Origin of the sequence: Myxococcus sp. AS-1-15, from assembly GCF_020037055.1 — a bacterium.
In the GTDB taxonomy this organism is placed as follows: domain Bacteria; phylum Myxococcota; class Myxococcia; order Myxococcales; family Myxococcaceae; genus Myxococcus; species Myxococcus fulvus.
Window position 1 is genome coordinate 482,315 of sequence record NZ_JAIQDF010000003.1, and the last position, 26,342, is coordinate 508,656.

At 70.2% G+C, this 26,342-nt stretch carries 22 protein-coding genes; 7 read left to right on the forward strand and 15 right to left on the reverse strand.

The window, feature by feature from the left end; translation table 11 throughout:
- Positions 1 to 57 precede the first annotated feature (57 nt).
- The gene (locus K8625_RS11440; RefSeq protein ID WP_223782736.1) at positions 58 to 681 is read right to left on the reverse strand and encodes an MXAN_6652 family MXYO-CTERM-anchored protein; all 624 of its coding nucleotides are present in this window, start codon (positions 679 to 681) and stop codon (positions 58 to 60) included.
- 401 nt (positions 682 to 1,082) lie between these two features.
- On the opposite strand from K8625_RS11440, the gene proS reads away from it, so the two are divergent.
- On the forward strand, positions 1,083 to 2,516 hold the full coding sequence (gene proS / locus K8625_RS11445; protein ID WP_223750730.1) for a proline--tRNA ligase: 1,434 nt from the start codon (positions 1,083 to 1,085) through the stop codon (positions 2,514 to 2,516).
- A 69-nt stretch (positions 2,517 to 2,585) separates the two neighbouring features.
- Here proS and K8625_RS11450 read toward each other — a convergent pair whose 3' ends face one another.
- Entirely contained in the window at positions 2,586 to 3,830 is a 1,245-nt protein-coding gene (locus K8625_RS11450) for an adenylate/guanylate cyclase domain-containing protein (RefSeq protein WP_223750729.1), read from the reverse strand.
- Between the two features lie 102 nt (positions 3,831 to 3,932).
- Between K8625_RS11450 and K8625_RS11455 the strand changes: the two genes are divergently transcribed.
- The 4 genes from K8625_RS11455 (at position 3,933) to K8625_RS11470 (ending at position 8,124) form a co-directional block, all read left to right on the forward strand.
- On the forward strand, positions 3,933 to 4,457 hold the full coding sequence (locus K8625_RS11455; protein WP_223750728.1) for a metal-dependent hydrolase: 525 nt from the start codon (positions 3,933 to 3,935) through the stop codon (positions 4,455 to 4,457).
- A 3-nt stretch (positions 4,458 to 4,460) separates the two neighbouring features.
- Positions 4,461 to 5,015, forward strand: a complete 555-nt coding sequence (gene thpR, locus K8625_RS11460; RefSeq protein WP_223782737.1) for an RNA 2',3'-cyclic phosphodiesterase — start codon at positions 4,461 to 4,463, stop codon at positions 5,013 to 5,015.
- 343 nt (positions 5,016 to 5,358) lie between these two features.
- Positions 5,359 to 5,976, forward strand: a complete 618-nt coding sequence (locus tag K8625_RS11465) for a YiiX family permuted papain-like enzyme (RefSeq protein WP_223750726.1) — start codon at positions 5,359 to 5,361, stop codon at positions 5,974 to 5,976.
- 84 nt (positions 5,977 to 6,060) lie between these two features.
- Positions 6,061 to 8,124 carry a putative metal-binding motif-containing protein gene (locus K8625_RS11470; RefSeq protein ID WP_223750725.1) on the forward strand — a complete coding sequence of 688 codons (2,064 nt, stop codon included), beginning with the start codon at positions 6,061 to 6,063 and terminating at the stop codon, positions 8,122 to 8,124.
- A gap of 9 nt (positions 8,125 to 8,133) precedes the next feature.
- Here K8625_RS11470 and K8625_RS11475 read toward each other — a convergent pair whose 3' ends face one another.
- The 8 genes from K8625_RS11475 to K8625_RS11510 form a co-directional block, all read right to left on the reverse strand.
- Positions 8,134 to 8,901, reverse strand: a complete 768-nt coding sequence (locus tag K8625_RS11475; RefSeq protein ID WP_223782738.1) for a methyltransferase domain-containing protein — start codon at positions 8,899 to 8,901, stop codon at positions 8,134 to 8,136.
- Between the two features lie 123 nt (positions 8,902 to 9,024).
- Positions 9,025 to 11,244 (reverse strand): sialidase family protein, encoded by a 2,220-nt coding sequence (locus tag K8625_RS11480; RefSeq protein ID WP_223782739.1) that lies wholly within the window; start codon positions 11,242 to 11,244, stop codon positions 9,025 to 9,027.
- Positions 11,245 to 11,407: 163 nt separating this feature from the next.
- Complete coding sequence (locus K8625_RS11485) at positions 11,408 to 12,181, reverse strand: hypothetical protein (RefSeq protein ID WP_223782740.1); 774 nt, start codon at positions 12,179 to 12,181, stop codon at positions 11,408 to 11,410.
- Positions 12,182 to 12,369: 188 nt separating this feature from the next.
- A complete protein-coding gene (locus K8625_RS11490; RefSeq protein WP_223750721.1) occupies positions 12,370 to 13,125 on the reverse strand; it encodes an ABC transporter ATP-binding protein in 756 nt (251 codons plus the stop codon).
- On the reverse strand, positions 13,122 to 14,006 hold the full coding sequence (locus K8625_RS11495; RefSeq protein ID WP_267699254.1) for an ABC transporter ATP-binding protein: 885 nt from the start codon (positions 14,004 to 14,006) through the stop codon (positions 13,122 to 13,124). Before K8625_RS11495 ends, K8625_RS11490 begins: the two co-directional genes overlap by 4 nt.
- On the reverse strand, positions 14,003 to 15,067 hold the full coding sequence (locus tag K8625_RS11500) for a branched-chain amino acid ABC transporter permease (protein WP_223750720.1): 1,065 nt from the start codon (positions 15,065 to 15,067) through the stop codon (positions 14,003 to 14,005). The genes K8625_RS11495 and K8625_RS11500 overlap by 4 nt, the downstream gene beginning before the upstream one ends.
- On the reverse strand, positions 15,067 to 15,987 hold the full coding sequence (locus K8625_RS11505) for a branched-chain amino acid ABC transporter permease (RefSeq protein WP_046716478.1): 921 nt from the start codon (positions 15,985 to 15,987) through the stop codon (positions 15,067 to 15,069). The genes K8625_RS11500 and K8625_RS11505 overlap by 1 nt, the downstream gene beginning before the upstream one ends.
- Positions 15,988 to 17,196, reverse strand: a complete 1,209-nt coding sequence (locus K8625_RS11510) for an ABC transporter substrate-binding protein (RefSeq protein ID WP_223750719.1) — start codon at positions 17,194 to 17,196, stop codon at positions 15,988 to 15,990.
- Between the two features lie 368 nt (positions 17,197 to 17,564).
- Here K8625_RS11510 and K8625_RS11515 point away from each other — a divergent pair, with 368 nt between their 5' ends.
- The gene (locus tag K8625_RS11515) at positions 17,565 to 18,425 is read left to right on the forward strand and encodes a YsnF/AvaK domain-containing protein (RefSeq protein WP_223782741.1); all 861 of its coding nucleotides are present in this window, start codon (positions 17,565 to 17,567) and stop codon (positions 18,423 to 18,425) included.
- Between the two features lie 72 nt (positions 18,426 to 18,497).
- On the opposite strand, the gene K8625_RS11520 is transcribed toward K8625_RS11515, so the two are convergent.
- From K8625_RS11520 to K8625_RS11540, 5 genes are all read right to left on the reverse strand, one after another.
- Positions 18,498 to 19,973 carry a serine/threonine-protein kinase gene (locus tag K8625_RS11520; RefSeq protein ID WP_223782902.1) on the reverse strand — a complete coding sequence of 492 codons (1,476 nt, stop codon included), beginning with the start codon at positions 19,971 to 19,973 and terminating at the stop codon, positions 18,498 to 18,500.
- Positions 19,974 to 20,117: 144 nt separating this feature from the next.
- Positions 20,118 to 20,417: a hypothetical protein gene (locus tag K8625_RS11525; RefSeq protein WP_223750717.1), complete on the reverse strand. Its 300-nt coding sequence runs from the start codon at positions 20,415 to 20,417 to the stop codon at positions 20,118 to 20,120.
- An 89-nt stretch (positions 20,418 to 20,506) separates the two neighbouring features.
- Complete coding sequence (gene dnaK / locus K8625_RS11530) at positions 20,507 to 22,330, reverse strand: molecular chaperone DnaK (RefSeq protein WP_141326698.1); 1,824 nt, start codon at positions 22,328 to 22,330, stop codon at positions 20,507 to 20,509.
- A 5-nt stretch (positions 22,331 to 22,335) separates the two neighbouring features.
- Positions 22,336 to 23,238, reverse strand: a complete 903-nt coding sequence (gene grpE / locus K8625_RS11535; RefSeq protein WP_223750716.1) for a nucleotide exchange factor GrpE — start codon at positions 23,236 to 23,238, stop codon at positions 22,336 to 22,338.
- A 96-nt stretch (positions 23,239 to 23,334) separates the two neighbouring features.
- The gene (locus tag K8625_RS11540) at positions 23,335 to 23,820 is read right to left on the reverse strand and encodes a transcriptional regulator (RefSeq protein ID WP_223750715.1); all 486 of its coding nucleotides are present in this window, start codon (positions 23,818 to 23,820) and stop codon (positions 23,335 to 23,337) included.
- A 202-nt stretch (positions 23,821 to 24,022) separates the two neighbouring features.
- Between K8625_RS11540 and K8625_RS11545 the strand changes: the two genes are divergently transcribed.
- Positions 24,023 to 26,299 (forward strand): lamin tail domain-containing protein, encoded by a 2,277-nt coding sequence (locus K8625_RS11545; protein WP_223782742.1) that lies wholly within the window; start codon positions 24,023 to 24,025, stop codon positions 26,297 to 26,299.
- Positions 26,300 to 26,342: the final 43 nt, after the last annotated feature.

The window sequence follows — 26,342 nt, forward strand, 5'->3', positions numbered from 1 at the left end:
GCCGTCGTCCGTTGTCGCCCCGCCCTCCGGGGCCTGTCCGATGGGCAGGCGGGCGGGCTACTCGTCGCGGCGGCGCAGGCGCGCGCCGAGCAGCATCAGCGCCGCGCCGAGCAGGGGCGCGCCGCCGGCGGCGGAGCAGCCACCGCTGTCATCATCGCCGCCGCCGTCGCCGCCACCATCACCGACCTTCACCTTGAGCTGGGTGCCCGCGGACGCGTCACCGGTGTCCTCGCCGTTGCCGTTGGTGGAGTTGCCGGCGCCGAAGAGGGTGAGGGTGGTGCCGGTGGACGGGGCGACGACGCTGAAGGCGAAGCGCACGGAGCCGTCGGTGAAGGGCTTCGGCTGGGAGTGGGTGAGCTCGCCGGAGAGCTTCTTGGAGTCGGAGCCGCCGGCGGTGAGGGTGGCCTCGCCGTCCACGGCGACGTTGTAGCCACCGCGCACGCCGGGGCCGCCGGTGATGACCAGGGTGTAGCTGCCCGTCTGGCCGGGGTTGAGCGTGGCGGGGCCCTCGATGGTCACCGTGGGCGCGGTGCCCGAGCGCGAGTGGCAGCCGGAGGAGCAGGTCTGCCCGCTCTTGCCGCTGTAGTTGCTCTGGCCGGTGGCGTAGGCGAAGGCGGAGCCAGAGACGAGGCACGCGGCCAGGACGCCGGCGACCTTGAGGGACGGAAGGAACGACTGCATGAAGCCTCCAGGTTGAGGAACCCGAGAAGGAAGGGGGAGACCTTCATACCGCGACGCGGCAACGCTTCCCAGCACTCGCCCGGGAGGGCCCACGTGACGGTTTCGTCGAGGGTTTCGCCCTGACGCGAGGACTCCAGTCACTCGGTATCAGAGGTCCCGGCCGACACCTCGTAAGGGTGCGCAAGCCACTGGCAAGAGGCGGCTCGAACACATGTCTCACGAGGGGTTCGCGAGGCCGCGGGTGATGGACTCACCGCCCTCCTCGCACCCAGCGGACGTGCCCCGCGTGCCCGTCAGGGTGACACACGGGGGAGGTCCGGAGCGACGGGGCCGTTGATTTCTGGGTGGCCCCATCGTAGGCAACCGTCCTCTTTCCACGACTTTAGAAGGGTGCTCCGCACATGGCCGAGAAGCTCACGCCCCGCGAGAAGGGCTTTTCCGAGTGGTACGTCGACGTGGTCCAGAAGGCGAAGCTCGCCGACTACTCGGACGTGAAGGGCTGCATGGTCATCCGGCCCAACGGCTACGCCATCTGGGAGAACATGCAGCGCGTCCTGGACAAGATGTTCAAGGACCTGGGCCACAAGAACGCCTACTTCCCGCTGCTCATCCCCGAGAGCTACCTCAAGAAGGAGGCCGAGCACGTCGAGGGCTTCAACCCCCAGCTCGCCGTCGTCACCCACGCGGGCGGCGCCAAGCTCGAGGAGCCCTACGTCATCCGGCCCACCTCCGAGACCATCATCAACCGCAGCTTCGCCAAGTGGATCCAGAGCTACCGCGACCTCCCCCTGCTGCTCAACCAGTGGGCCAACGTCATGCGCTGGGAGATGCGCACCCGCCTGTTCCTGCGCACCACCGAGTTCCTCTGGCAGGAAGGCCACACCTGTCATGAGACCGAGGAGGACGCGGAGAAGGAGACCCTCCAGATGCTGGAGGTCTACCGGACCTTCGCCGAGGACTACATGGCCATGCCCGTCATGACGGGCCGCAAGTCCGAGTCCGAGCGCTTCGCCGGCGCCCTGCGCACCTACAGCATCGAAGCCATGATGCAGGACAAGAAGGCCCTGCAGGCCGGCACCAGCCACAACCTGGGCCAGAACTTCGCCAAGGCCTTCGAGACCAAGTTCCAGGGCCGCGACGGCCGCGAGCACTTCGTCTGGCAGACGTCCTGGGGCGTCTCCACGCGCCTCATCGGCGGCCTCATCATGACCCACTCGGATGACTCGGGTCTCATCGTCCCGCCGAAGCTCGCCTCCAACCACGTCGTCATCATCCCCATCTTCGGCAAGGCCACCGACGCGGAGAAGGCCCAGGTCCTGGAGAAGAGCCACGGACTCGCCGCCGACCTGCGCAAGGCGGGCCTGGGCGTCGTGGTGGACGACGACGACAGCAAGGGCCCGGGCTTCAAGTACTTCGAGCACGAGCTCACCGGCACCTGCGTGCGCATCGAAATCGGGCCCAAGGACCTGGCCAAGGGCACCTGCGTCATGGTGCGCCGCGACCTGAAGGTGAAGGAGTTCATCCCGCTCGGCGAGGCCGCCGCCAAGGCCCAGTCCATGCTGGACAGCATGCAGAAGGACCTGTTCCAGAAGGCCAAGGACTTCCGCGAGGCGCACACCTTCGAGGTCAACTCCTACGAGGAGATGAAGGAGAAGGCGGACGCGGGCTTCCTGCTCGCCCACTGGAACCTGGACCCCAAGGTGGAGGCGCGCATCAAGGAGGAGACCGGCCTGACCACGCGCAACCGGCCCTTCGCCCTCAAGCAGGAGCCGGGCAAGTGCATCGTCACCGGTGAGGACTCGCCGGGCCGCATCGTGTTCTCCAAGGCGTACTGAGCCGTCCCTTGTAGACACCGAGGGCCGTGGGAGGAGCCGTGTCGCTCCCCTCGCGGCCCTCGCGCTTTCTCAGCCCACCTCGCGCAGCGCCCGCCGTCCCGGGACGAACGTCGCCACCGGCTCCGTCTTGCCCGCGACGGGCAGCGTCGTGGCCGGCTCGAACGACAGCGAGGGGTCCGCCTCGCACGCGCGGCACGTGGCCTCCGACACCAGCATGGGCACGCCGACCTTCTTCGTCAGGCCCTCGATGCGGCTGGCCAGGTTCACCGCGTCGCCAATCACCGTGTACTCGCGCCGCTGCGCGCTGCCCACGTCCCCCACCACCACGCGCCCGGTGTGGATGCCGATGCCGATGCGCAGCGGCTCCTCTCCGCGCGCCACGCGCTCGGCGTTGAGCGTCTCCAGCGCCTCCAGCATCGCCAGTCCACACGCCACCGCGGAGCGCGGGTGCCCGGGCAAATCCAGCGGCGCGCCGAAGTACGCGAGGATGCCGTCGCCGATGAACTTGTCGAGCGTCCCGCCGTGGCGGAACACCACGTCCACCATGCGCGACAGGTACTCGTTGAGCAGCGCCACCACCTGGGGGCTCTCCATGCGCTCGGACATGGAGGTGAAGCCGCGGATGTCGGAGAACAGCAGCGTCACCTCGCGGTGCTCACCGCCCCCGGCCTCGGAGCCGTGCTGGGCAATCTGCCGCGCGACCTCCGGCGAGAAGTAGCGCCCCAGCCGCTCCAGGCGCATCTCCTCGCGCGCCACCTGCGTCACCAGCCCCAGCACCTGCCGGCCGATGAAGGACGCGGCCGCCGCGCCCAAGGACAGCACCAGCACCAGCCCCGGCAGGAACGCCTCCCACGCGAGGCCCGCCTGGAACACCAGCGCGGCCTCCAGGCCGATGGCGAGCGCGGTGGCCAGCACGACGATGACGGGCGAGAGCGTCACCAGCGACACGAGCACCACCAGCACGATGTACACGCCCAACGTCAGCAGTGAAATCGGCACCGCGTTGTCGTTGTCCACCGCGCCGATGGCCAGCGACTGGAGGACGAAGATGGCGGGCATGTCCAGGAACGCGAGCCCGAGCGCCGGACGGCGTCCCAGCGAGGGCCACCTGCGCGCGCCGGCCCACAGCGCCACGGCCAGCACCAGGTAGGCGACGAGCACGGAGGGCGGCACGCGCCACTCGAGCTGGAGCGCCATCCCCAGCCAGCACACCACGCCGACGGCGCGGACACGGTTGAGCCACTCGCCGACCTGCGCGCGCCACCCGGCCAACCTCCGCCGCAGCGTATCCTCGACCTGGGAGAGCCTCCGCATGCCCCTGTCACGCTAGCCCACCCTCCCCTCGCCCCTCCAGGGAGGTCCGAGACACGAGCCTGGGTCCTCGCGGACGGCTATCCTCGCGGGCCGGAGACATCCATGGCGAGCATCGGTCACGTGGCGGTGGGGCTGGCGTTGGGGAGGTACGAAGCGAACGGCAGGGCGACGAGGCGGCTGCTCGCCTCCATGGCGCTGTTCTCCGCGCTGGCGCTCTTGCCCGACGCGGACGTGGTGGCCTTCGTGTTCCGCATCCCCTACTCGGCGCCCTGGGGACACCGCGGCGCGTCGCACTCGTTCGCCTTCGCCGCGGGCATCGCGCTGCTGGTGGCCCTGGTGGCGAGGTGGCGAGGCGCCTCCGCCACGAGATGGGGAGGGCTCGCGTTCCTCGCGGTGGCGAGCCACGGGCTCCTGGACGCGCTCACCGACGGCGGGCTGGGCGCGGCGCTCCTGTGGCCCTTCTCCAACGCGCGCATGTTCGCGCCCGTGCGTCCGCTGCCCGTGTCCCCCATCGGCGCGGGCATGCTGTCGCCGCGAGGGATGTACGTCGTCGGCGCGGAGCTGCTCGCGTTCATCCCCCTCTGGGCCTATGCGCTCTGGCCGCGCCGGTCCGCGAGGAGGAGCTGAGCCATGCGACTGTTCACCGCCGTCACGCTGGGCGATGTCATCGAGGCGCGCGCCGCCGGGGAGCTGTCGCGACTGCGCGCGCTGGCGCCCACGGCCCGCTTCGTGCGCGCCGAGGGGGTGCACCTCACGTTGGTGTTCCTGGGGGAGGTGGAGTCCTCGCGGCTGCCCGCCATCCGTGAGGCCCTCGCGTCGGTGGGCCCGCGCCACGCGCCGTTCACCTTGTCCGTGGGAGGCGGCGGCACGTTCGGCACGCCGTCACATCCGCGCGTGCTCTGGTCCCACGTGCGCGGGGAGGTGGAGGCGCTCGAGGCGCTGCAGACGGACACGGCCGCACAGCTGCTCCCGCTCGGCTTCGAGCCCGAGCACCGCGACTACGCGCCCCACCTGACGCTGGCCCGGGCCAAGGCGCCCAGGGGCGACCCCGCGCTGCTCGCGTGCGCGCAGGCCCTGGCGAGCGTCGAGCTGGGCGAGGGGCGCGTGGACCGGCTCGTGTTGTTCGAGAGCCGAGGGCCCGACTACGTCCCCGTGGTGGAGGTACCGCTCACGCGCGCGAGCTGATGGCGCGTGGTCGCGCCCCGCTCCAACGCGGTGCCAGCTCACCCGCTCACGCGCGGACTGATGGCGTGTGCCACAAACGAGCCCACACACCGCGCCAACGCGGTGCCAGCTCACCCGCTCACGCGCGGACTGATGGCGCGTGCCCCAGACGAGCCCACGCACCGCGCCGACGCTGCGCCCACTCGTCCGAGCCCACGCACCGCGCCGACGCGGCGCCCACTCGTCCGAGCCACGACGAGGGCAGACTCCCACGGTGTCAGGACGACCTCCCCCGGACGCGCGCTGGCACCACCCCTGCAATCCACCCAGCCGAGCGCACGCAAGCGCCGGAAAGGACGGGCACATGCGGTGGATGATGGGGTGGGCGCTGTGGCTGTGGGGACTCAGCGCGGTCGCGGCGCCACGCGATGCGCTGGAGGCGAAGCTGCGGACGGGGGACATCGTCCTGCACACCTCGCGCTCGCGGCAGTCGCAGGCCATCCAGGTGGCCACGCACAGCCCGCTGTCCCACGTGGGCCTGGTGGAGGTCACCGAAAAGGGCGCCTTCGTGGTGGAGGCCGTGCAGCCCGTGCAGCGCGTCCCCTTCGCGAAGTGGAAGGCGCGCGGCGTGAAGGACCGCATCCTGGTGCTGCGCGCGGAGGACGTCGACGCGAAGACGAAGCAGCGCGTGCTCGCGGCGGCCAAGGCCCATCTGGGCAAGCCGTACGACTGGCGCTTCGAGTGGGGCGACGACGCGATGTACTGCTCGGAGCTGGTGCGCAAGGCGTACGCCCAGGGCGCGGGCGTGGAGTACGGCGAGCTGGAGACGCTGGGCTCGCTCGATGTCGAGGGCCTGCGCAAACAGATGCGTGAGCGCTACGGCGCCAAGGTGCCCCTCGAGCTGACCCTGATAACGCCGGCGAGCCTGGCCCGGGATACCCGCCTGTCTGTGGTTCACTCGGATTTTCCGGAAGTGCCGTAGCAGGGCCTTCCGCATATCCGGGGTGTATTCAACCCCGTCACGCGAACGCGTGAGACAGGGCCCGGAGCAGGTAGACTCCGTCTCATGAGACGCCTCCTGCTCGTACTCCCCTTGGTCCTCATCGTCGGCTGCAAGAAGGACGTCACCCAGGGCGCGGTGAAGGTCACGGTGAACTACACCCGTTTCCTGCCCGGCTGCCTGCGCGTGCAAGCGCGCGACGTGGAGAGCGGCAAGGAGCTCACCCAGGACGTGACGGAGGTGCGCGGGACGCGGGCCCAGGGCGGCACGATGACGGTGGGCGTGGCGCCTCCGACGGACTGGGGAAAGACGGTGGAGGTGCGCGCCACGGCCTTCGAGCAGGCCTGCGTGGGTGACGGCGTGGTCACCGACTCGCAGCGCGTGACGCTGGTGATGGATGCCATCCAGGACACCACGCTGACGTTGCAGGCGGTGGACGCGGACCAGGACGGCTATGTCGACGTGAGCAGCAACGGCACCGACTGTCGGGACGACGTGGCCGACATCAACCCGGGCGTCGAGGAGCGGTGCAACGACCGGGACGACAACTGCGACGGCGTCGGTGACGCGGAGCACTTCCAGCTGGGCGCGAGCTGCTCGACGTCGGATGACTGTCACGGTGTCTACCGCTGCGACCTGACGGACTTCGTCCAGTACTGTGAGACGCCACCGAGCCGCAGCGTGTATCCGGACAACGACAGGGACGGTCACGGACAGCTGGGCTCCGAGCCGCTCCTCGTCTGCAACGCCACGCCCGAGGGCTACACGTCGGGGCCGCCGGACGACTGCAACGACAACGCCTTCAGCGTGCACCCGGGCAGCCAGGACCGCTGCGACGGCGAGGACACCAACTGCGACGGCCGGCTGGACGAGGACTTCCCTCAGCTCACCCAGGCGTGCACGGACGCGTTCCAGTGCGCGGGCGCGCATGCCTGCGCGGAGGACAAGCTGGGGGTCACCTGTGTGTCCACGGTGACGCCGACGGCCTGGTACCCGGACGAGGACGGCGATGGCTTCGGCGCGGCCTCCGGAGAGGTGCGCTCCTGCGTGAAGCCCGCGGGCGTCTGGGTCACCAACAACACGGACTGCAACGACGGCAACGCGCGCACGTATCCGGGCGCTCCGGAGATTTGCGACGGGCTGGACAACGACTGCGATGATCAGCCCGAGAACGCGCAGGCGGTGTGCCCGGGTGGCGCGGCTCCGGCATGGAGCAGCCGGACCGTCACCAGTGGAGGACAGAAGCACTGGTACTCCGCCTCCTCGTGGACGAAGGGCGGCGTGTGGGTGGGCGGCCACGACGACCGGCTCGCGAAGCTGGTGCCGAGCGCCACCAACTTCTCCGTCACCTCGGACACGGGCTGCGGCGCGTCCGACACGCAGTGGCGCGCCGTCTGGGCCGACCCTGGCAACAATGGCCGGGTGTGGCTCGGCTCAGAGGGCGGCAAGAAGGCGCACCAGGACGTCAACGCCTCGGGTTGCACCCAGGTGTCGGACGATGACAAGTGGATCTTCGGCCTGACGGGCGTGAGGAACGGCGGGGTGCTCACGATTCACGGCGCCGCGTCGCCCAATGACACCGACTCAGCGACGACGGGCCAGGCTTTCGCATGGGATGGCGGCGGCACGCTCGACTACAATGCCGCCAACAACCCGCTCCCCAAGGTCGAGGACGTGCATGGCATCTCCCATGCGCACCTGCTGCTGGTGGGCGGGCAGTCGGGGGGCCCGCGGGTCTTCCGGTTCAACCCGGGCAACAGCCGCTGGGAGTCGGAGAACGCCGAGCAGGACACGATTGGAGCCCAGCGCCTGCGAGGCGTCTGGGTGGTCAACGAGCGGGTGGCCTTCGCCGTGGGCGACGGTGGAACGGTGTTGAGGAAGGTCAACGGCACGACGTGGACCCGGCAGACCTTCCCCAACAACCATCAACTGACGTCTGTCATCGCCTTCGGCGCTGGCTCGGCGTACGCCACCTGCGCCAACCAGCACATCTACCGGTACGACGGGCAGTCGTGGACGAATGTCTACTCGGGAGACAGGCGCTACAACGACATCACCGGAACGGGTCCCGATGACCTGTGGGTGGTCGGCAACGACGGGCGCATCGTCCGCTGGCCGGCGTGGCCGTAGCCGCTCGAGTCACCCGCCCCGTCGCGCCACCACGAAGCGGCGGGTGAAAAGGAACGGAGTGCCCCGCGCATGCGCGGGGTACGCCTGACGCAGCCGGGGCCGCAGCTCCTCCACGAAGGCCTGGCCCTCCTCGCCCCCCAGCGCCGCCAGCACGGGGCGCAGCGTCGTGCCCAGCAGCCACTGGAGCACCGCGTCCTCGCCCGGCAGCAGATGCAGGTACGTGGTCTCCCACGCGTCCACGGACAGGCCCAGGTCGGAGAGCAGGGACTCATAGCGCTCCAGCGTCTCCACGGGCCTGCGCCGCACGGGCGCGAGCTTCGAGGCGAAGCGCGGCAGGCCGCGCACCTCGTCGACGAGCCGATGCGACGGCGCCTCGAAGTTGGCGGGGACCTGGAAGGCCAGCACGGCGCTCGGGGCCAGCTTCGCCACCAAGCGCCCCATCAGCGTCGCGTGGTCCGGCAGCCAGTGCAGCGCCGCGTTCGACACGAGCACGTCCAGCGGCTGCTCCGGACTCCAGTCCGCCAGATCCCCCACCTCGAAGCGCACGGTGGCCGAGGCCGGGCGGCGGCGCGCCTCCTCGACCATCTCCACCGAGGAGTCCACGCCCACCACCCGGGCCCGGGGCCAGCGCTCGGACAGCACGCGCGTGAGGTCCCCCGTCCCGCAGCCCAGGTCCGCCACGTGCGAGGGAGACTGCGCGTCCACGCGAGACAGCAGCTCGAAGAACGGGCGCTTCCGCTCGTCACGGAAGCGCGTGTACTGCGTCGGGTCCCACATCCTGTCCTCCCGGTAACGCGTCCACGCCGCGCACCGGAGGATGTAACCCACGACGTGGGCCCGTGCTCGCACACCGATGTGCACCGTGAGGTGGAGCACTCGGCCCCACCTCACGCCTCACGCTCAGCGTCGGATGCGCAGCACCTGGAAGCCCGTCCCCGCGCTCCCGAAGCCGCTCACGTTCTCCATCCGCACCACCAGGTCCCCGGAGGGCAGCACGCCCCACACGTCGGCGCGCGCCAGGTCCGCGCCACCCAGCCGCTCATACCGCCGCGCCTCGCTCCACGTCGCCCCATCGCCGCTGGTGAACAGCCGCACGAAGACATCCCCCGCAGCGTGCACGTCCCCGGCGCTGGACCACGCCGTGCCCAGCACCCAGCCACCGCCGGGCGCCGCCGCCAGCGAGTACGCCGGCCCCGGCAGCTCGAACACCGTGCTCACCTGCCCCGTGCGCGACACCCGCAGCAGCTTCGGATGCTCGGGCTCGAAGAGCGTCGACTGGCCGAGCAGCAGCGTGCCGTCCGCCAGCACCCCGCCCGCCACGCCGTTGGCCGCGTAGCCCTGCAGCATCGACGTCCACGTCCGCCCGCCATCCGTCGAGCGCAGCACCGCCGCCTGCGTCTTGTTGCTGCCCATCATCGCCCACAGCGCGCCCGTCGCCGGGTCCGCCACCAGCGCATGACCATGCCGGTGCGCCGTCAGCGTGGAGCGCACGCTCCAACTCGCCCCGCTGTCCGTGCTCGCCCACAGCCGCACCGGCACCGCGGACGAGGTGAACGTCTGGTACTCGAGGAAGAACCAGGTGTTCCCGAGCTGCGCGAAGCTGCGCGGCCCCATCGCCCGGTAGCTGCCCAGGCTCACCTCGTCCCGCCACGTGCGCCCGCCGTCCGTCGAGCGCTTCAGGAAGTACGCGCCGCTGTGACTCACCACCGCCAGCAGCGTCCCGTTCGACATCGCCGCCATCGTCCACAGGTTGCCGCTGTCCTGGCTCCGCGCGGAGAAGCTCACGCCCCCATCCGTGCTCGCCATCAGCCGCGAGCGCTCGCCCCCCACCGCGAGCCCGTACAGCGTGCCGGCCCCATCCACCGCGAGCAGCTCGTGACTGGAGGAGGAGCGCACCACGTCGAGCGAGAACGGCCCCTCCCCCTGCGGCTCCTCGTCCCGCACCCACGCCACCCGCGACACCGTGCCCCGCGAGCTCGCGTCCGGCGCCTCGCCATACAGACACGGTATCTCCGCGCTGTCCGCGGGCAGCACGTCCACCGCGTTGGGGTAGCCCTTGAACGTCGCGTCCCCATCCAACGTCACCGCGCTGCCCAGCGTGCCCTCCGGCGAGAGCACCCTCGCGCGCAGCTCGTAGTGCGCGTTGAGCACGCGCATGCGGTTGTAGAAGATGTAGAGCGAGTCCCCCACGCGGGTGACGGCGGCCTGAATCGCCCAGTCCGACGTGCCCTCCACCAGCGTGCGCGGACCGAAGGACGTCCCGTCGAAGCGCCGGTGGTACAGCCGCTCCTGCTCGTCCTTGTAGACCAGGTGCATGCCGCCCCGGCCGTCCGCCACCGCGCTCAGCGCCGCGCCATGGTAGATGCCGTCGGAGAACGCCTCGCGCACGGGCGCCCAGGTGCCCGTCGGGTCCTCGTCGTCACGCACGCGCATCCGCGTGGGCACGAAGCCGTCATGCATGGCGTAGACGAAGACCAGCCGCGTCCCCACGCTCAGCAGCCGTCCTCCGCCGCGCCTTCTCACCTTGTCCAGCGCCTGGTGCCCACCGAAGCTCTGCCCCCCGTCCGTGGACACCGCCACCACCGCCGTGGAGCCGCCGTCCGACTCCAGCCGGAAGGCCTGCACCCACAGCCGCCCCTTCGAGTCCCGCGCGAGCAGCGCCCGCGAGTAGCCCGTGCTCGCGTCCGCGTTCATCACCCGCACCGCCGGCTCCGGCGTCCACGTGTCCGCGCCGGACTGGTAGCGCCACCACTGGAACCAGACGTCATGCCGGCTGGAGGGCTCCAGCTGTGGCCCCTCGTAGGAATACACGAGCGCCACGTCCCGCCCCACCGCGAGCAGCTCCGCCCGGTCCGCGTGCGTGGCATCCGACTGGATGTCGCCCACCCGCCGCACCGTGCGCAGCGCGTCCTCGGAGCGGTAGAGCACCAGCCCCTTGGACTCCACGTTGCCGTGCTGGATGGCCACCAGCAGGCTCGCGGGACGACCACTGCCTGTCTCGACTCGAACGATGTGGCGCTGCGCCGGGAGCGTGAGGGCATTGCCCCCGCTCACCGGTACCAACGCCGTCCCACCCGCCGCGAGCACCGCGGCGAGCAAGGCCCCTGCAAGCCCTGTCATGAATCCCCTCCCCGGACATCCGAGGAGAGAATGTGGGCGAGCACCTACCGAGGGAAGTCACCCCGCAGCGTGCGGGCCCCCATCCGTTGAACAGCAACGGGGCCCGTGTCGCCGGCTGCACGCTCCCCAGCGAAGGGAGCGCGGCCCGGGGCGAGCCCTCCGACTACTTGGCGCGACGACGCTTCGCGGGGGCGGGAGCGCCCGCATCCGGGGCACCGGCGTCCGGAGCGGTGGCCTCGACAGCGCCTGCGTCCGGGTCCGTGCCACCGTCACCCACGCCACCATCCGCGCCCGCCGCGCCCGCGCGCGGAATGGCCGGAGGAGGATTCACCAGCCCCAGCGAGCCCAGGAAGTCCTCCGCGCCCGGCGCGCCGATGCTCGGGTTGTAGAGGACCAGCATGGTGTAGAGGCGCGGGCCCACCAGGTAGTTGCGCGCGCGCACCTCGCCGTTGGGCGAGGACACCGTGTAGGACTTGCCGGGGTAGCCATCCAGCGTGAGCTCCTGCTCGTTGCTGACGGTGCCCTTGAGCTGGTTGGTGAGGCCGTCGCGGCCCTCGTTGAGGAACGCCTCGGGAGGACGGCTCGCGACGACCTTCTCCGGGTAGTCCGCGGTGCTGATGGAGTAGATGACGCCCTCGGCGGTCTGCAGCGAGTACGCCGCCGTGGAGACCTCGCCCGCGGGGATGTTCACCTTCTGGCGCTGGACCTGGGGCTGGCCCGGCATCTTCACGGTGAAGCCCTCTTCGGCCGTCACCTCGGTCAGCTGCGGGCCCGCGGCGGCGGCCGGCTGGCCCCCCGACTCACCGCCCTCGTTCGGCAGCTCCTCGACGGTGGAGGTCGCCTGCTGGTTGGGGTCGGTCTTCTGGGCGCTGACGCACGCGAGTGAAATCAGCGACAGGGTGGCAAGGGCGGCAAGGAGGCGAGACAACGAAGGCATGGGCGCGCTTCCTGAAATTTGGTGTGGGAGATGAACGCGGTGCGTCGGACGACGCTAATAGAACTGCTCGACTTCTGACTACCCGAGATTGGGACGGCCGCCAGTTTCCAGGTGTCACGCACACCCCAGAAGCGTCCGCGGCCGGACGGAAGCGGGCGCTTCGGAGGCTGAAAATCGGCCTCCGGAAGCTATTCACCCAGGTAGGCCCGGCGCACCTCCGCGCTCTCCAGGAGCGCCTTGCCGGGGCCCGCCATCGCCACCTCGCCCGTCTCCAACACGTAGCCGTAGTGGGCGCAGTTGAGCGCCAGGTGGGCGTTCTGCTCCACCAGCAGCACGCTGACACCCGTCTGGTTCACCTCGCGCAGGGTGCGGAAGATGGTCTCCGTCACCTGCGGGGCGAGGCCCAGCGAGGGCTCGTCCAACAAGAGCAGCTGGGGCCGGCTGAGCAGCGCGCGGGCGATGGCCAGCATCTGCTGCTCGCCGCCTGACAGCGTGCCCGCCATCTGGGTGCGCCGCTCCTTGAGCACGGGGAAGAGCGTGAAGCTCTTCTCCATGTCCGCCTTCACCTCCGCGGTGTCGCGGCGCAGGTAGGCGCCCAGCTCCAGGTTCTCCAGCACGGACATGTTGGGGAAGATGCCCCGTCCCTCCGGCGCGTGCGCCATGCCCCGGGGCACCAGCTGGTGCGCCTTGAGGCTGGTGGTGTCCTGGCCGCCGAAGCGAATCTTCCCGGCGCTGGCCTTGAGCATGCCGCTCACCGCGCGCAGGGTGCTCGTCTTGCCCGCGCCGTTGGCGCCGATGAGGGCGACGACTTCACCCTTGCCCACCGTCAGCGACACGCCCTTCAGGGCCTGGATGGCGCCGTAGTGGACCTTGATGCCCTCCACCGTCAGGAGCGGCGCGAAGGCCTGGCGCTCACCCAGCGTCTTCACCTGCGCCTCGCTCACGCCGCGCCTCCGTGACTCTCCAGGTAGCTGTCGCCCAGGTACGCCTCGATGACCTTGCGGTCGCTGCGCACCTCGGCGGGCGCCCCGCGCGCGATGGTCTCGCCGTGGTCCAGCACGGTGATGCGCTCGCAGATGCCCATCACCAGCTTCATGTCGTGCTCGATGACCAGCACACCCAGCTTGAAGTCGTCGCGCAGCTTGCGGATGAGCACCATCAGGTCCGCCTTCTCGCGCGTGTTCATGCCGGCGGCGGGCTCGTCGAGCAGCAGCACCCGGGGCTGGCTGCCCAGGGCGCGGGCGATCTCCAGCCGGCGCTGCTCACCGTAGGGGAGGTTTCGCGCCTCCTCGTCGCGGCGGTGCGACAGGCCCATGACCTCCAGCAGGTGCTCGGCCTGCTCGGTCAGCCGCCGCTCCTCGCGCTGGAAGCCCGGGGTGAGCAGGAGCGAGCGCCACCAGTCCGCGTAGTTGTGGGCCGCGTTGCGCAGCTTGGAGCCCACGCTGAGGCTGGACTGGTGCAGCGCCGTCTGAGCGCGGCAGGCCACCTTCACGTTGTCCAGCGCGGAGAGCGCGCGGAACAGGCGGATGTTCTGGAAGGTGCGCGCCACGCCCAGCAGGTTGATTTGATGCGGCTTGCGCCCGTTGACCTGCGTGCCGCCCACGCGCACCACGCCCTGGGTGGGCTGGTAGACGCCCGTCAGCACGTTGAACGCGGTGGACTTGCCCGCGCCGTTGGGGCCGATGAGGCCCAGCAGGTCCCCCTGCCGGATGGACAGGTGGAAGTCGGTGAGCGCCTTGAGGCCGCCGAACTGGATGCTCACGCCGTCCGCCACCAGCACGGGCTCGGGGGACGTGGAGGAGAGGGCCGTCACGTTCGCGCTCACGCCAGCCCCCGGCGCTTGCGGGGCAGCCACCGTGGCAGCACGTCCCAGATCTCCTTCGTGCCGAACAGGCCCTGCGGCCTGGCGAGCATCAAGACGACGAGCAACAGGCCGTAGATGGGCATGCGAATCTGGTCCACCCGCTGCGCCAGGCTGCCCTCGGTGCCCAGCGCGCCGAACAGGGAGCGCATGCCTTCGGGCAGCAGCGTCAGGAAGATGGCCGCGACGAAGGCACCCGTGGTGGAGCCCAGGCCGCCCAGCACCACCATGACGACGATTTCCATCGAGCGCACGAAGGTGAAGGAGCCGGGGTTGATGATGGGCACAAAGTGGGCGAACAGGCCGCCGGCGATGCCCGCGAAGAACGACGAGAAGACGAACGCGCGCACCTTGTAGCCGGTGGTGTCCACGCCCATGGCCTCGGCGGCCACCTCGTCCTCGCGGATGGCCCACAGGCTGCGGCCGTGGCTGGAGCCGGCGATGCGGCGCGCGGCCAGCACCACCAGGAACACCCAGAAGAACACCATGCCGGGGCTCGAGTACTGGGGGATGCCCGACAGGCCCAGCGCGCGGCCGAACGCGTCCGTGTTCTGCACCACGACGCGGATGATTTCGCCGAAGCCCAGCGTGACGATGGCCAGGTAGTCACCGCGCAGGCGCAGGGACGGCAGGCCCACCAGGAAGCCGCACGCCGCCGCCGCGACGCCGCCCGCGAGCAGCGCCACGGTGAAGAGCACCTGGTCGCTGGCCGCCACGGGGAGGAAGGACAGCGCCACCTCCTTGAGCTGCAGCGAGCAGTACCCGGCGATGTACGCGCCCACGGCCATGAAGCCCGCGTGGCCGATGGAGAACTGCCCCGTCATCCCGTTCACGATGTTGAGGCTCACCGCGAGGATGATGTTCACGCCGACGACGGACAACAGATACGTGGCGAAGTCGGAGCCGCTCAGCGCCCACTGGAACAGCACCAGCGTGGGGATGGCGACGAGGACCGGCAGCACGCCACGCAGCGAGGGCGGCACGAGCGTGCGGGCCTCGGGGATGGGAAGCGCGGGGGTCTCCATCAGACCTTCTCCGCGGCGACCCGGCCGAACAGGCCACCGGGCTTCACGAGCAGCACCAGGATGAGGAAGCCGAAGGCCACCGCGTCGCGCCAGGTGCTGGCCGCGTAGCCGACGACGAACTCCTCCACCAGCCCCAGCACCAGCGCGCCCACCACCGCGCCCGGCACGTGGCCGATGCCGCCAATCACCGCCGCGACGAAGGCCTTGAGGCCCACGTACAGGCCCATCAGCGGGCTCACCGACGTGTCCTTGATGGCGTAGAGCAGGCCCGCGCCCGCGGCCAGGCCGCTGCTGAGCATGAACGTCAGCGCGATGACCCGGTCGGTGGGAATGCCCATCAGCGCCGCCACCCGGTGGTCCCAGGACACCGCGCGCATGGCCCGGCCGAAGCGCGTGCCGAACACCAGGTACTGCAGGCCCACCATCAACCCCACTGCGATGAGGAAGCTGATGACCTGCCAGTTCCACACCACGACGTCGCGGTCTCCGATGATGAGCCACTCGGTGGGCTCGATGATTTCGGGGAACGCGCGCGGGCTGGCGCCCGGCAGGAAGCCGATGTCCAGCTGGAAGCCGTAGGACAGGGCGAAGGAGATGCCGATGGCGGTGATGAGCGCCGTCAGCCGGGGCTTCTCGCGCAGGGGCCGGTAGGCGAAGCGCTCGATGAGGAAGCCCATGAGCGCGCAGCCCAGCATGGCCACCGCGAAGACGGCGGCGATGCCCAGGAACGAGCCGCGCGCCTCGCGTCCAATCGCAAACGCGGTGGCGTAGCCCATGTAGACGCCGACCATCATGACGTCGCCGTGGGCGAAGTTGATGAGCTTGAGGACGCCGTACACCATCGTGTAGCCGAGCGCGACGAGCGCGTAGATGGTGCCGGCGGCCAGGCCGTTGATGAGGTGCTGGAGGAGCTGCGCCATTTAGGGATTGATGGTCGTCACGTACTGCGTCTTGCCATCCCCGACCTTGAGGACGACGGCGGACTTCACGGCGTTGCGCTTCTCATCCAGGGTGACGGTGCCCGCCACGCCCGGGAAGTCCTTGGTCTGGGCAATCGCGTCGCGCACGGACGGGCCGCTCAAATCCTTGGCGCGCTTGAGCGCTTCAATCGCCACGCGGGCCGCGTCGTAGCCCAGCGCCGCGAGCGCGTCCGGGACGCCGCCGTAGGCCGCCTTGTAGTCCGCGATGAACTTCTGCACGCGGGGGTCCGGGTTGTCCGGCGAGTAGTGGTTGGAGAAGTAGCTGCCGGTGATGGCGCTGCCACCCAGCTCGAAGAGCTTCTCGGAGTCCCAGCCGTCGCCGCCCATCAGCGGCACCTTGAGGCCCACCTCGCGCGCCTGGCGGGCGACGACGCCCACCTCGCTGTAGTAGCCCGGCACGTAGATGCCATCCGGCTGCGTCTTCTTGATGGCCGTCAGCTGCGCGCGGTAGTCGGTGTCGCCCTGGCTGTAGCTCTCCGTGGTGGCGATCTTCCCGCCCATCTCCGTGAACTTGCGCGTGAACACGCCCGACAGGTCGATGGAGTAGGCGCTCTTGTTGTCCTGCAGCACCGCCACCTTGCCGAGCTTCAGGTCCTCGCGGGCGAACTTCGCCATCACGAAGCCCTGGAACGGGTCGATGAAGCACACGCGGAAGATGTAGTCGCCCTTCTCCGTCACCGTGGTGTTGGTGGACGAAGGGGTAATCATGGGCACGCCCGCCGCCTGCGCCTTCTCCGCCATGGCCAGCGAGTTGGACGAGGCCACGTCGCCCAGGATGAGCACCACCTTGTCCTGGGTGATGAGACGGGTGGTGGCCTGCGCGGCCTCCTCCGGCTTGCTCTGGTTGTCGTAGACGCGGATCGCCAGCTTCTTGCCGTTCACGCCGCCGGCGGCGTTGGCCTCCTTGAGCGCCAGCTCGATGCCGTTGCGCGTGGAGATGCCGAACGTCGCCTGGCCGCCGGTGAGCGCGCCCACCTGGCCCAGCAGGATGGTGTCCGCGCCCGCGGGCGTGCCACCGCCGGGGCTTGGGGCCTGTCCCTGCGCGGCCTGCGTGCCGGCCTCACCAGAAGGGGTGGGCTGCGTCTTCTTCTCGCAGGCGGCCGCCAAGACGGCGAGCGCGGCGAGCAGCATCGGGGCAAGGCGTCGCATGCGGAGCAATCCTCCTCAACAGGGGGTGCTGCGAGTCAAAGCCCCGGTTTTCTAGGGGAGCCCTCTCCATGGGTCAAGCGCGCTGCCAGACAGGCCCTCCCCCCACGTACCCTCCGTGCGGCGCGTCACGCGAGCCCCCGTCGAGGGCGGAGCGCTCGAATCCCAGGCTCCCGCGTCATCCCACCCGCTTCGCCGGGGGTGCCCGGAAAGTGGACAGGGCCGGAGTTCGCGCGGGCGGGCGGGCATGGGGCGCGACGGCGACCACGGGGGCGAGCCCTGAGCACGCATGTTGGCGAGACACTGTTCATCCGCGGACCCGCTCCCACCTTCCCGGTGATGCAGCAGGAGGCATTCAGGAGGAGCCAGCCATGCTCAAGAACAAGAAGGACGTACGCGAAGGGATGGTTGTCCGCAGCATCGACGACGAGAAGCTCGGCAAGGTCTTCGCCATCGGCGACGACGCGTTCCACATCGAGAGAGGCCTGTTCTTCCCCAAGGACTACCGGGTCTCCTTCACCGAGGTGAGCGAGATTCGCAACGGGGAGGTCATCCTCAACCGCGGCAAGGAGGCCCTGCAGCAGGTCTCCGAGGCGGAGCGCACCCGGAGCGGCGCGGACCTGGGCACCGCCGGCGCCATGGGGCTGGCGTCCGAGCGCACGGTGACGGAGACGCGCGTGCGGGAGACGGACCTGAACGCGGGCCGGGCCTCGGTGACGCCGCTGCCCACCACGGGCTTGAAGGAGGACGTCGGCTACCAGGCCAACATGAAGGCAGACACGGAGCTGCGGCGCGCCAAGACGGAGTGGAACGACAACCGTGACATCTCCATCCCCGTCCACCGGGAGCGGCTGAGCGTGGAGAAGCACGACATGCAGGCCGGAGAGCTGCGCGTGCACAAGGAGATCGTGGAGGAGGAGGAGGTGGTGAAGGTCCCCCTGCGCCACGAGCGGGTCCGCGTGGAGCGGCGGGCGGTGACGTCGGACACGCCGGTGACGGGCGCGTTCAAGGACGAGACCATCGTCGTCCCCCTGCACGCCGAGGAGGCGGAGGTCATCAAGCGCCAGGTGCTCGACGAGGAGGTCGTCATCCACAAGGACGTCGTCGAGGAGGAGCGCCGCTTCACCGAGCGGGTGCGCCACGAGAACGTGGACATCCGCACCGAGGGCGAGGTCGACGCGCCGCGCACCCTCAACGCGACGTCCGACGACCCGTCGCTGCGCCGCTCCTGAGGCATCGGTCGCGTGAAGTGAAGGCATGGCACCCGGCCACCGCTCCCCGACAGCACGGGGGCGGTGCCGGGGTCAGCGCGCGGCCTTCTTCTGGGGCTGGGGCGAGGGACGCGGGCGCGGCTCGGTGTCCACGTCCTCGATGTCCTGCTCCACCGCGGGCGGGGACACGCCCAGGCGGCCCTGCGCCTCGGTGCGGTCCAGCTGCTGCAGCTCGCGCAGCCGGTCAGGGAAGTGCCGGGCCATCAGCCGCGCCAGCTCCGCGTCCTTCACCGGCGTGAGGGCGTCCTGCAGCCGCTCCGCCATCTCCAGGGCGTCGGAGAAGCGCGCCGTGGGCGACTTGGCCAGGGCCATCTCCAGCACGTCCCACAGCGGCTGGGAGATGGAGTCCGGGCGCGTCAGCCGCTCGTCGCAGATGGCCTGCATGGAGCGCAGCTCGTCGCCCCGGTCGAACGCCCGCTTGCCGGTGAGCGCCTCGTAGAGGATGAGCCCCATCGCGAACAAATCACTGCGCGCGTCCAGCCGCTGCCCCCGCGCCTGCTCCGGGGACATGTACAGGGGCTTGCCCTTCACGATGCCCGGCAGCGTCATGGTCCGCTGGGCGCGCGCCTTGGCCACCCCGAAGTCGAGAATCTTCACCCGCCCGTCGAAGCCCACCATCAGGTTGTGCGGGGACAGGTCGCGGTGCACCAGGTGCAGCGGCTTGCCGTCCTCGCCCTTGAGCGAGTGCGCCGCCTGCAGGCCGTGCAGCGCCTGCACCACCACCGCCACCGCCTGCTCGGGCATCAGGGGCCCCCGGCGCGCGCGCAGGAGCCGGTCCAGGTCCACGCCCCGCACCAGCTCCATGGCGATGAAGTACGCCCCCTGCGCCTCGCCAAAGTCGTACACGTGCACCAGGTTGGGGTGCGCCAGCCGCAGGCCGATGCGCGCCTCGTCCAGGAACTGCTGGACGATGGCCGGGTCCGCCGTCAGGTGCGGGAGGATGCGCTTGAGGGCCACCAGCCGGCCCAGCCCCTCCGGGCCCCGGGCCCGCGCCACCAGCACCTGGGCCATGCCGCCGGTGCCCAGGGGCGTGAGGACCTCGTACTTGCCGATGCGCCCGCGCGGCACCGGCGTGTCGTCCATGGCCAGGTCGTCCAGCCGCTCCAGCGGGCCCTGCCCGTCCGTCAGCGCCAGGAAGGCCAGCACCGACGTGTCGAGCTGCTCGCCGATGGCCTCCACCAGCTTCATCACCAGCCCGCCGCCGTCCGGGAAGGCGCCCTCCACCGCGAGCCCCATCCCGCCCAGCTCCAGCGTGCCCAGCTTCAGCCGGGTGCAGAAGAGCATCCGCCCGTTGGGCAGCCGCTTGGGGCCGCGCCAGAGCGCCGCCTCGAACACGTCCGCGCCCAATTCGCCCAGCACCCGCGTCAGCACGGGCCCCCGGGTGCCGCGCAGGGACACGAAGCCCGCGGGCGCATGCACCATGCGCGCGCACTGCGTGAGGAAGACGTCCAGGCCCGCGTCCAGCGTCAGGCCGCGCTGGAGGCAGTCCTCCAGGATGTCGTCCGCCATCCGCTGCACGGCCACCAGCCCACGCAGGAACGCGACCTCTGTCTCCAAGGAAGGGAATTCCACCCCCCCATTACAACCTGGGAGGGATTCCCCGGGAAGCCAGGGACCAAGAACAGCGTGCGTGGGTCAACGACACCGCGTGGGCTAGACGCGCTCGCGGTCCTTCAGGGCCGTGGCGCCGGGCGGCAGGCGCTCGGAGGGGCTGGTGGGGAGCACCACGCGGCGGTCCTCGATGAGGCCGTGGGCCTCCAGCACGCGCTCCAGGTAGGCCACGCGCTCGCGCAGCAGGGCGTTCTCCGGGTGGGAGCCCAGCTGAGCCTCGCGCAGGCGGATGAAGGCCTCCAGCACGGGCTTGAGCGAGAAGCGCAGCGTCAACCCCAACAGGGGGATGCCGCACGTCATCGCCACCACGAGCACCATGACGACGCCTTCGACTGGATCCATGACTGAGACCTCGGAACGGACAGGGGGTGACTGACTCTACGCCGGAAGGGTTCCGGCGATTGCATCCCCCCGCCCGCGAGGCGGGTGCTTCAGCTCGCCTGGCCCGTGTAGATGGCGTCGGCGATGCGGTAGGCGCTGCCCTCCAGGCGCTGGAAGGCCTCCTTGAGGGCGACCGGGTCGGAGGTGTTGAGCAGGCCCTTGAGCCGCTCCAGGTCCGACTTGATCTCCTCGCGGTCCTTCTCCGACAGGAGGCTGGCGTACTCCTCCAGGCTCTTCTCGGTGGTGTAGATGAGGCCGTCCGCGTTGTTGCGCAGCTCCGCCAGCTCCTTCTTCTTCTTGTCGTCGGCGGCGTGCGACTGGGCGTCGTTGATCATCGCCTGGATTTCGGCCTCCGACAGGCCGGAGTTGCTCACCACGCGCACCTGCTGGACCTTGCCGGTGCCCAGGTCCTTGGCGCTGACGTGCACGATGCCGTTGGCGTCGATGTCGAACGACACCTCAATCTGCGGCACGCCACGCGGCGCCGGCGGGATGCCCACCAGCTCGAAGCGGGCCAACGTCTTGTTGTCCGCCGCCATCTCGCGCTCACCCTGGAGCACGTGCACGCTCACCAGCGGCTGGTTGTCCACCGCGGTGGAGAACACCTGGCTCTTCTTGCAGGGGATGGTGGTGTTCTTGTCGATGATCTTGGTGAAGACGCCGCCGGCCGTCTCGACGCCCAGGGACAGCGGCGTCACGTCCAGCAGGAGGACGTCCTTCACCTCGCCCTTGAGCACGCCGCCCTGGATGGCCGCGCCCACGGCGACGACCTCATCCGGGTTGATGCCCTTGTGCGGCTCCTTGCCGAAGAACTCGCGCACCTTCTGCTGCACGCGGGGCATGCGCGTCATGCCGCCCACCAGGAGCACCTGGTTGACGTGCTGCGCGGTCAGGCCCGCGTCCTTGAGGGCGATCTTGCAGGGCTCGATGGTGCGGTCGATGAGGTCCGCCACCAGCGCCTCGAAGGTGGAGCGGTCCACCGTCTCCGTCAGGTGCTTGGGGCCGGAGGCATCCGCGGTGATGAACGGCAGGTTCACCTCCGTCTCGGGCGCGCTGGACAGCTCGTGCTTGGCGCGCTCGGCGGCCTCCTTCAGGCGCTGCAGCGCCATGCGGTCGCGGCGCAGGTCCAGGCCGTTGTTCTGCTCGGCGAAGCGCTTGGCCAGGTAGTCGATGAGCCGCTGGTCGAAGTCCTCGCCGCCCAGGAACGTGTCGCCGTTGGTGCTCTTCACCTCGAAGACGCCGGCGGTCAGCTCCAGGATGGAGATATCGAACGTGCCGCCGCCCAAATCGTACACGGCCACGCGCTCGGTGCCGCCGTCCTTGACCTTGTCCAGGCCGTACGCGAGCGCCGCGGCGGTGGGCTCGTTGATGATGCGCAGGACGTTGAGGCCCGCGATGCGGCCGGCGTCCTTGGTGGCCTGACGCTGGCTGTCGTTGAAGTACGCGGGGACGGTGATGACCGCCTCGGTGACGGGCTCGCCGAGGTAGTCCTCCGCCGTCTGCTTCATCTTCATCAGGACGATGGCGGAGACCTCCGGCGGGCTGTGGCCCTTGCCGCGGATCTCCACCCAGGCGTCGCCGTTGGGGCTCGCGGCCACCTTGAAGGCGCTCACGCCGATGGCCTTCTTGGCCTCCGGCGAGTCGAACTTCCGACCGATGAGCCGCTTCACGGCGAACACGGTGTTCTCCGGGTTGGTGATGGCCTGCCGCTTGGCAATCTGGCCCACCAGCCGCTCACCGGAGTCCGTGAAGCCCACCATGGAAGGCGTGGTGCGGCTGCCCTCGCTGTTGGGGATGACCACCGGCTCGCCGCCTTCCATGACGGCGACGCAGGAGTTGGTGGTCCCCAGGTCGATTCCAATCACCTTGCCCATGATGCTTACTGGCTCCCCCCGGAAGTGCTGTCCGTGTGCTGCTCGGGTGCTTCGGCCCGCGGCTCGGCTTCCGCCGGAGGTGAGTCCTCGGCGGGCGCGGGGGTGGATGAGGCGGCGGCGTCCACGACGGGCGCGGCGACGGCCTCGGGCGCGCGCGCGACGACGACCATGGCCGGGCGCACCAGGCGCTCGTTGAGGAAGAAGCCGCGCACCACCTCGTAGACCACGTGGCCCGCGGGCGTGTCGGCCGTCTCCACCTGCTGGATGGCCTCGTGCATGCGCGGGTCGAACGGCTGGCCCTTGGCGCTGAAGGACTTCACGCCGTGGCGGCCGAGCGCGTCCTCGAAGGACTTGCGCGTCATGGCCACGCCCTTCTGGAAGCTCTCGATGTCGGGCGACTTGGTCGCGGCCTCGAGCGCGCGGTCCAGGTTGTCCATCACCGGGAGCAGGTCCTTGAGCAGCTTCTCCGAGCCGAAGCGCTGGACCTCCTCCTTCTCCTTCTGCGCGCGCTTGCGGTAGTTCTCCAGGTCCGCGGCGGCGCGGACCATGCGGTCCTGCGCCTCCTTGGCGCGCTCGTGCGCCTCGCGCAGCCGCTCCATGGTCTCGCGACCCTTGGCCTGGCTGAACTCGACCTGCGCCTTGAGCGACTCCACCTCCTGACGCAGCTGCGCGACCTCTTCCGCGGTCGCGGAGGGCGCTGGGGAGTCCTGGGGAGGCACGGAATCCTCGGGGGCGACGGAGGCGGCCGCGTCCTCGGAAGCAGCGGCCTGGGGGGCCTCCACCTCGATGACGGTCACCTCTTCATCCTCCATGCGACGCTCGACGCTGCGGACCGCCGCGTCGATGACGTCCTGCCCGATTTCCGCCTGGATGCTGTCCTTTTCACTGGAGCCGGCCACGGCGCGCACTATCTCACGCGCCGCACACCGTTCCAACTGGCGGCAATGACTGACGGAACCGGAACCGGAAGTCCGGACCTGTCTGATTCAAGGCCGGGCGGAACTTCACGCTCCGGCGGTGGGCTTCTTCGCGCGGCCGACGGTCTTCTTGGAAGTTGGAGCGGCCTTCTTGGCGGCCGGGCGCCCGCTGGCCTTCTTGCGGCCGATGGACTTGGTGCCGGGGGCGGCCTTCTTCGCGGCCTTGGGTTCGGGCTTGGGGCGCGGGGCCCGGGGGGCCTCGGCGTCGGCGGCCTCGGACTTCGTGGTGCCCGGCGCGCCCGCCTCGCCCTCCTCGGGACGGAAGGCGCGCTCCACGGCGCCCTCGACCTGGCGCACGGCGGTTTCAATCTTCTCCGCGGCGACCTTAGTGGTGCTGGCGGCCCAGGTGCGCAACTGCACCAGGCCCTCCTTCACCTTGGCCTGCTTGTCCGGGTCCTTCACTTCCTTGAGGAGGCGCTGGGCCTCGCCGCGCAGGTCATCGGTGGTGCGCTTGAGCTCGTCGCCGGTGCGCTTGAGGAACTCCATCAGGTGCTTGTCCCACTTCTCGGCCATTGCGCAGGTCCTCTCGTCCGGGCGGCGGCGCCCCCCGTGGGTTTCGCGGCCCTCGAATATGTCACGGACATCCCCCGGCGCCATTGCAGTTCCCCGAGGGGACACGTCCCGCGAGCATCCCCCCACGGGATACGGCTAGAGTGTCTGATTCCATATAGGGGGAACGGCCGAGCCCCCACCGCTTCTCGGGGAGACCACCTTCATGTCCATCCAACGCGCGGTCGGGATGCTGCTCATCCTGACCTTCCTGGGCGCCTGCTCCGGCGGGGACGACCCGAACCCCGGCAGCGGCCCGAAGCTGCCCAACATCTCCGCGCTGACCGACACCACGGTGGGCGCGCCCTACGACACGCGGATCACCGCCACGGGGGGGACGGCGCCCCTGCGCTACACGCTGAAGTCGGAGGTGCCCCCGGGCTTCTCGTTCTACTCGACGGACGGGCGGCTGACGGGCCCGGCGAGCGCCGCGGGGGACTACTCCCTCCAGGTCGACGTGGTGGACGTGGAGAAGAGCGAGGACTCGCGGACGTACACCCTCAAGGTGTGGCCGGCGCCGGCGCTCGTGGGCGCGACGCTCACGGCGGCCGTGGCGGGCAATGGCTACACGTACACCTTCGGTGGCGTGGGCGGGCGGCCCCCGGTGACGTTCTCCGTGGTGGAGGGCGCGCTGCCGGAGGGCCTGTCGCTGTCGCAGGACGGCGAGGTGACCGGCGTCGCGACGCTCGCGGGCACGACCAGCTTCACGGTGAAGGTGGAGGACGCCAGCGGCATCGCCGCGCAGGCGCGCTACTCGCTGGAGGTGAAGCCGGGCACGGGCACGCCGGACGGAGGCGGGACGGATGGCGGCCCCTCGACGAGCTTCCCCCTGTCGGTGGGCAACTGGAACATCGAGTGGTTCGGCCACACGGGACAGGGGCCGTCGGATGAGGCGCTCCAGCTGGCCAACGTGAAGACGGTGATTGCCGGCGCGGGCGTGGATGTCTGGGGACTGGCGGAGGTGGTCGACGCGGCGCACTTCGAGCAGCTCAAGGCGCAGCTTCCCGAGTACGACGGCTTCCTGGCCAGCGACCCGCTCGTGCCGTCCGGCTCCTTCTATTACGACGCGGACGAGCAGAAGCTGGGCATCCTCTACAAGAAGGGCCTGGTGCAGGTGCGCGAGGCGCGCATCGTGCTGGGTTCGAGCGACTACTACTTCGCGGGCCGGCCGCCGCTGCGGGTGGACCTGCGCGTCACCCGGTCCGGCACGAACGTGGACCTGTCCGTGCTGATGCTGCACATGAAGGCCACGAGCAACGGCACCGAGTCGGCGGACTACGAGCGGCGGCTCGAGGCGGGGCAGCTGCTCAAGGGCTACCTGGACAGCAGCATGCCCACGCAGCGGGTGATGGTGGTGGGCGACTGGAACGATGACGTGGACGTCTCCACCGTCAACAACCGCGACACGCCCTATCGGAACTTCGTGGACGACGCCGACAACTACCGCTTCGTCACCCAGGAGATGTCCGTGTCGGGCATCGGCTCCACGGTGAGCCGCAACACGTTCATCGACCACCAGCTGGTCAGCAACGAGATGCTGGAGTCCTACGTCCCGGGGTCCGCCGCGGTGCTGCGCCCGAGCATCACCCGCTATGGCACCACCACGTCCGACCACTACCCCATCATCAGCCGCTACAACTTCGGGCAGGTGACGGCGCGCACGCTGAAGGTCACCGCGCCCAACGGGGGCGAGGTGCTCGCCGCGGGCAGCACGTTCGACATCACCTGGACGGCCTCCGGCGTGCAGAACGTGCGGCTGCAGTACTCGCTCGACAACGGCGTGGTGTGGAGCGACATCGCCACCTCCGTGCCCGCGGCCTCGGGCAGCTTCACGTGGACGGTGCCCTCGGAGGGCTCCTCCACCGCGCGGGTGCGCATCAACGACGCGGCGGACTCCACCCTGGCGGACATCAGCGATGCCCCCTTCACCCTCAACCGGCCCGTGCCCACGCTGTTCATCAACGAGTACCTGCCCCAGCCGCTGCCGCCGAGCGGGAGCACCACGCCGGACTACGACAAGATGTTCGTGGAGGTGCGCAACACCGGCACTGCCGCGGTGAACCTGGGCGGCTACTCGCTGCATGACGACGAGTCCCGGCGCGGCGACAAGCCCGCGCGCCACGTCTTCCCCGCGGGGACGATGCTGCAGCCGGGCGCCGTCTACACCGTGTATGGCGACGCCTCGGCCGTGCCCATGGGCGTGCCCAACACCGCGGGCGCCAACGGTGGCGACGGACTTCGCTTCAACCGCTCGAACGACTCCGCCTACCTGGTCCGTCCGGACGGCTCCGAGCAGGACCACGCCTCCTACGGCAGCACCACGCTGGGCGTCTCCTTCAACCGCAACCCGGACGGCACGGGCGCGGGCGAATGGGTGCGCCACGATTCGCTGTCCTCCTCGCTCGCGTCCCCGGGGCGCCGCGTGGACGGCTCGGCCTTCTGAGCCGCGCTGAAGGCCACACGGGCGACGGGCTCTCGCAAGCCCG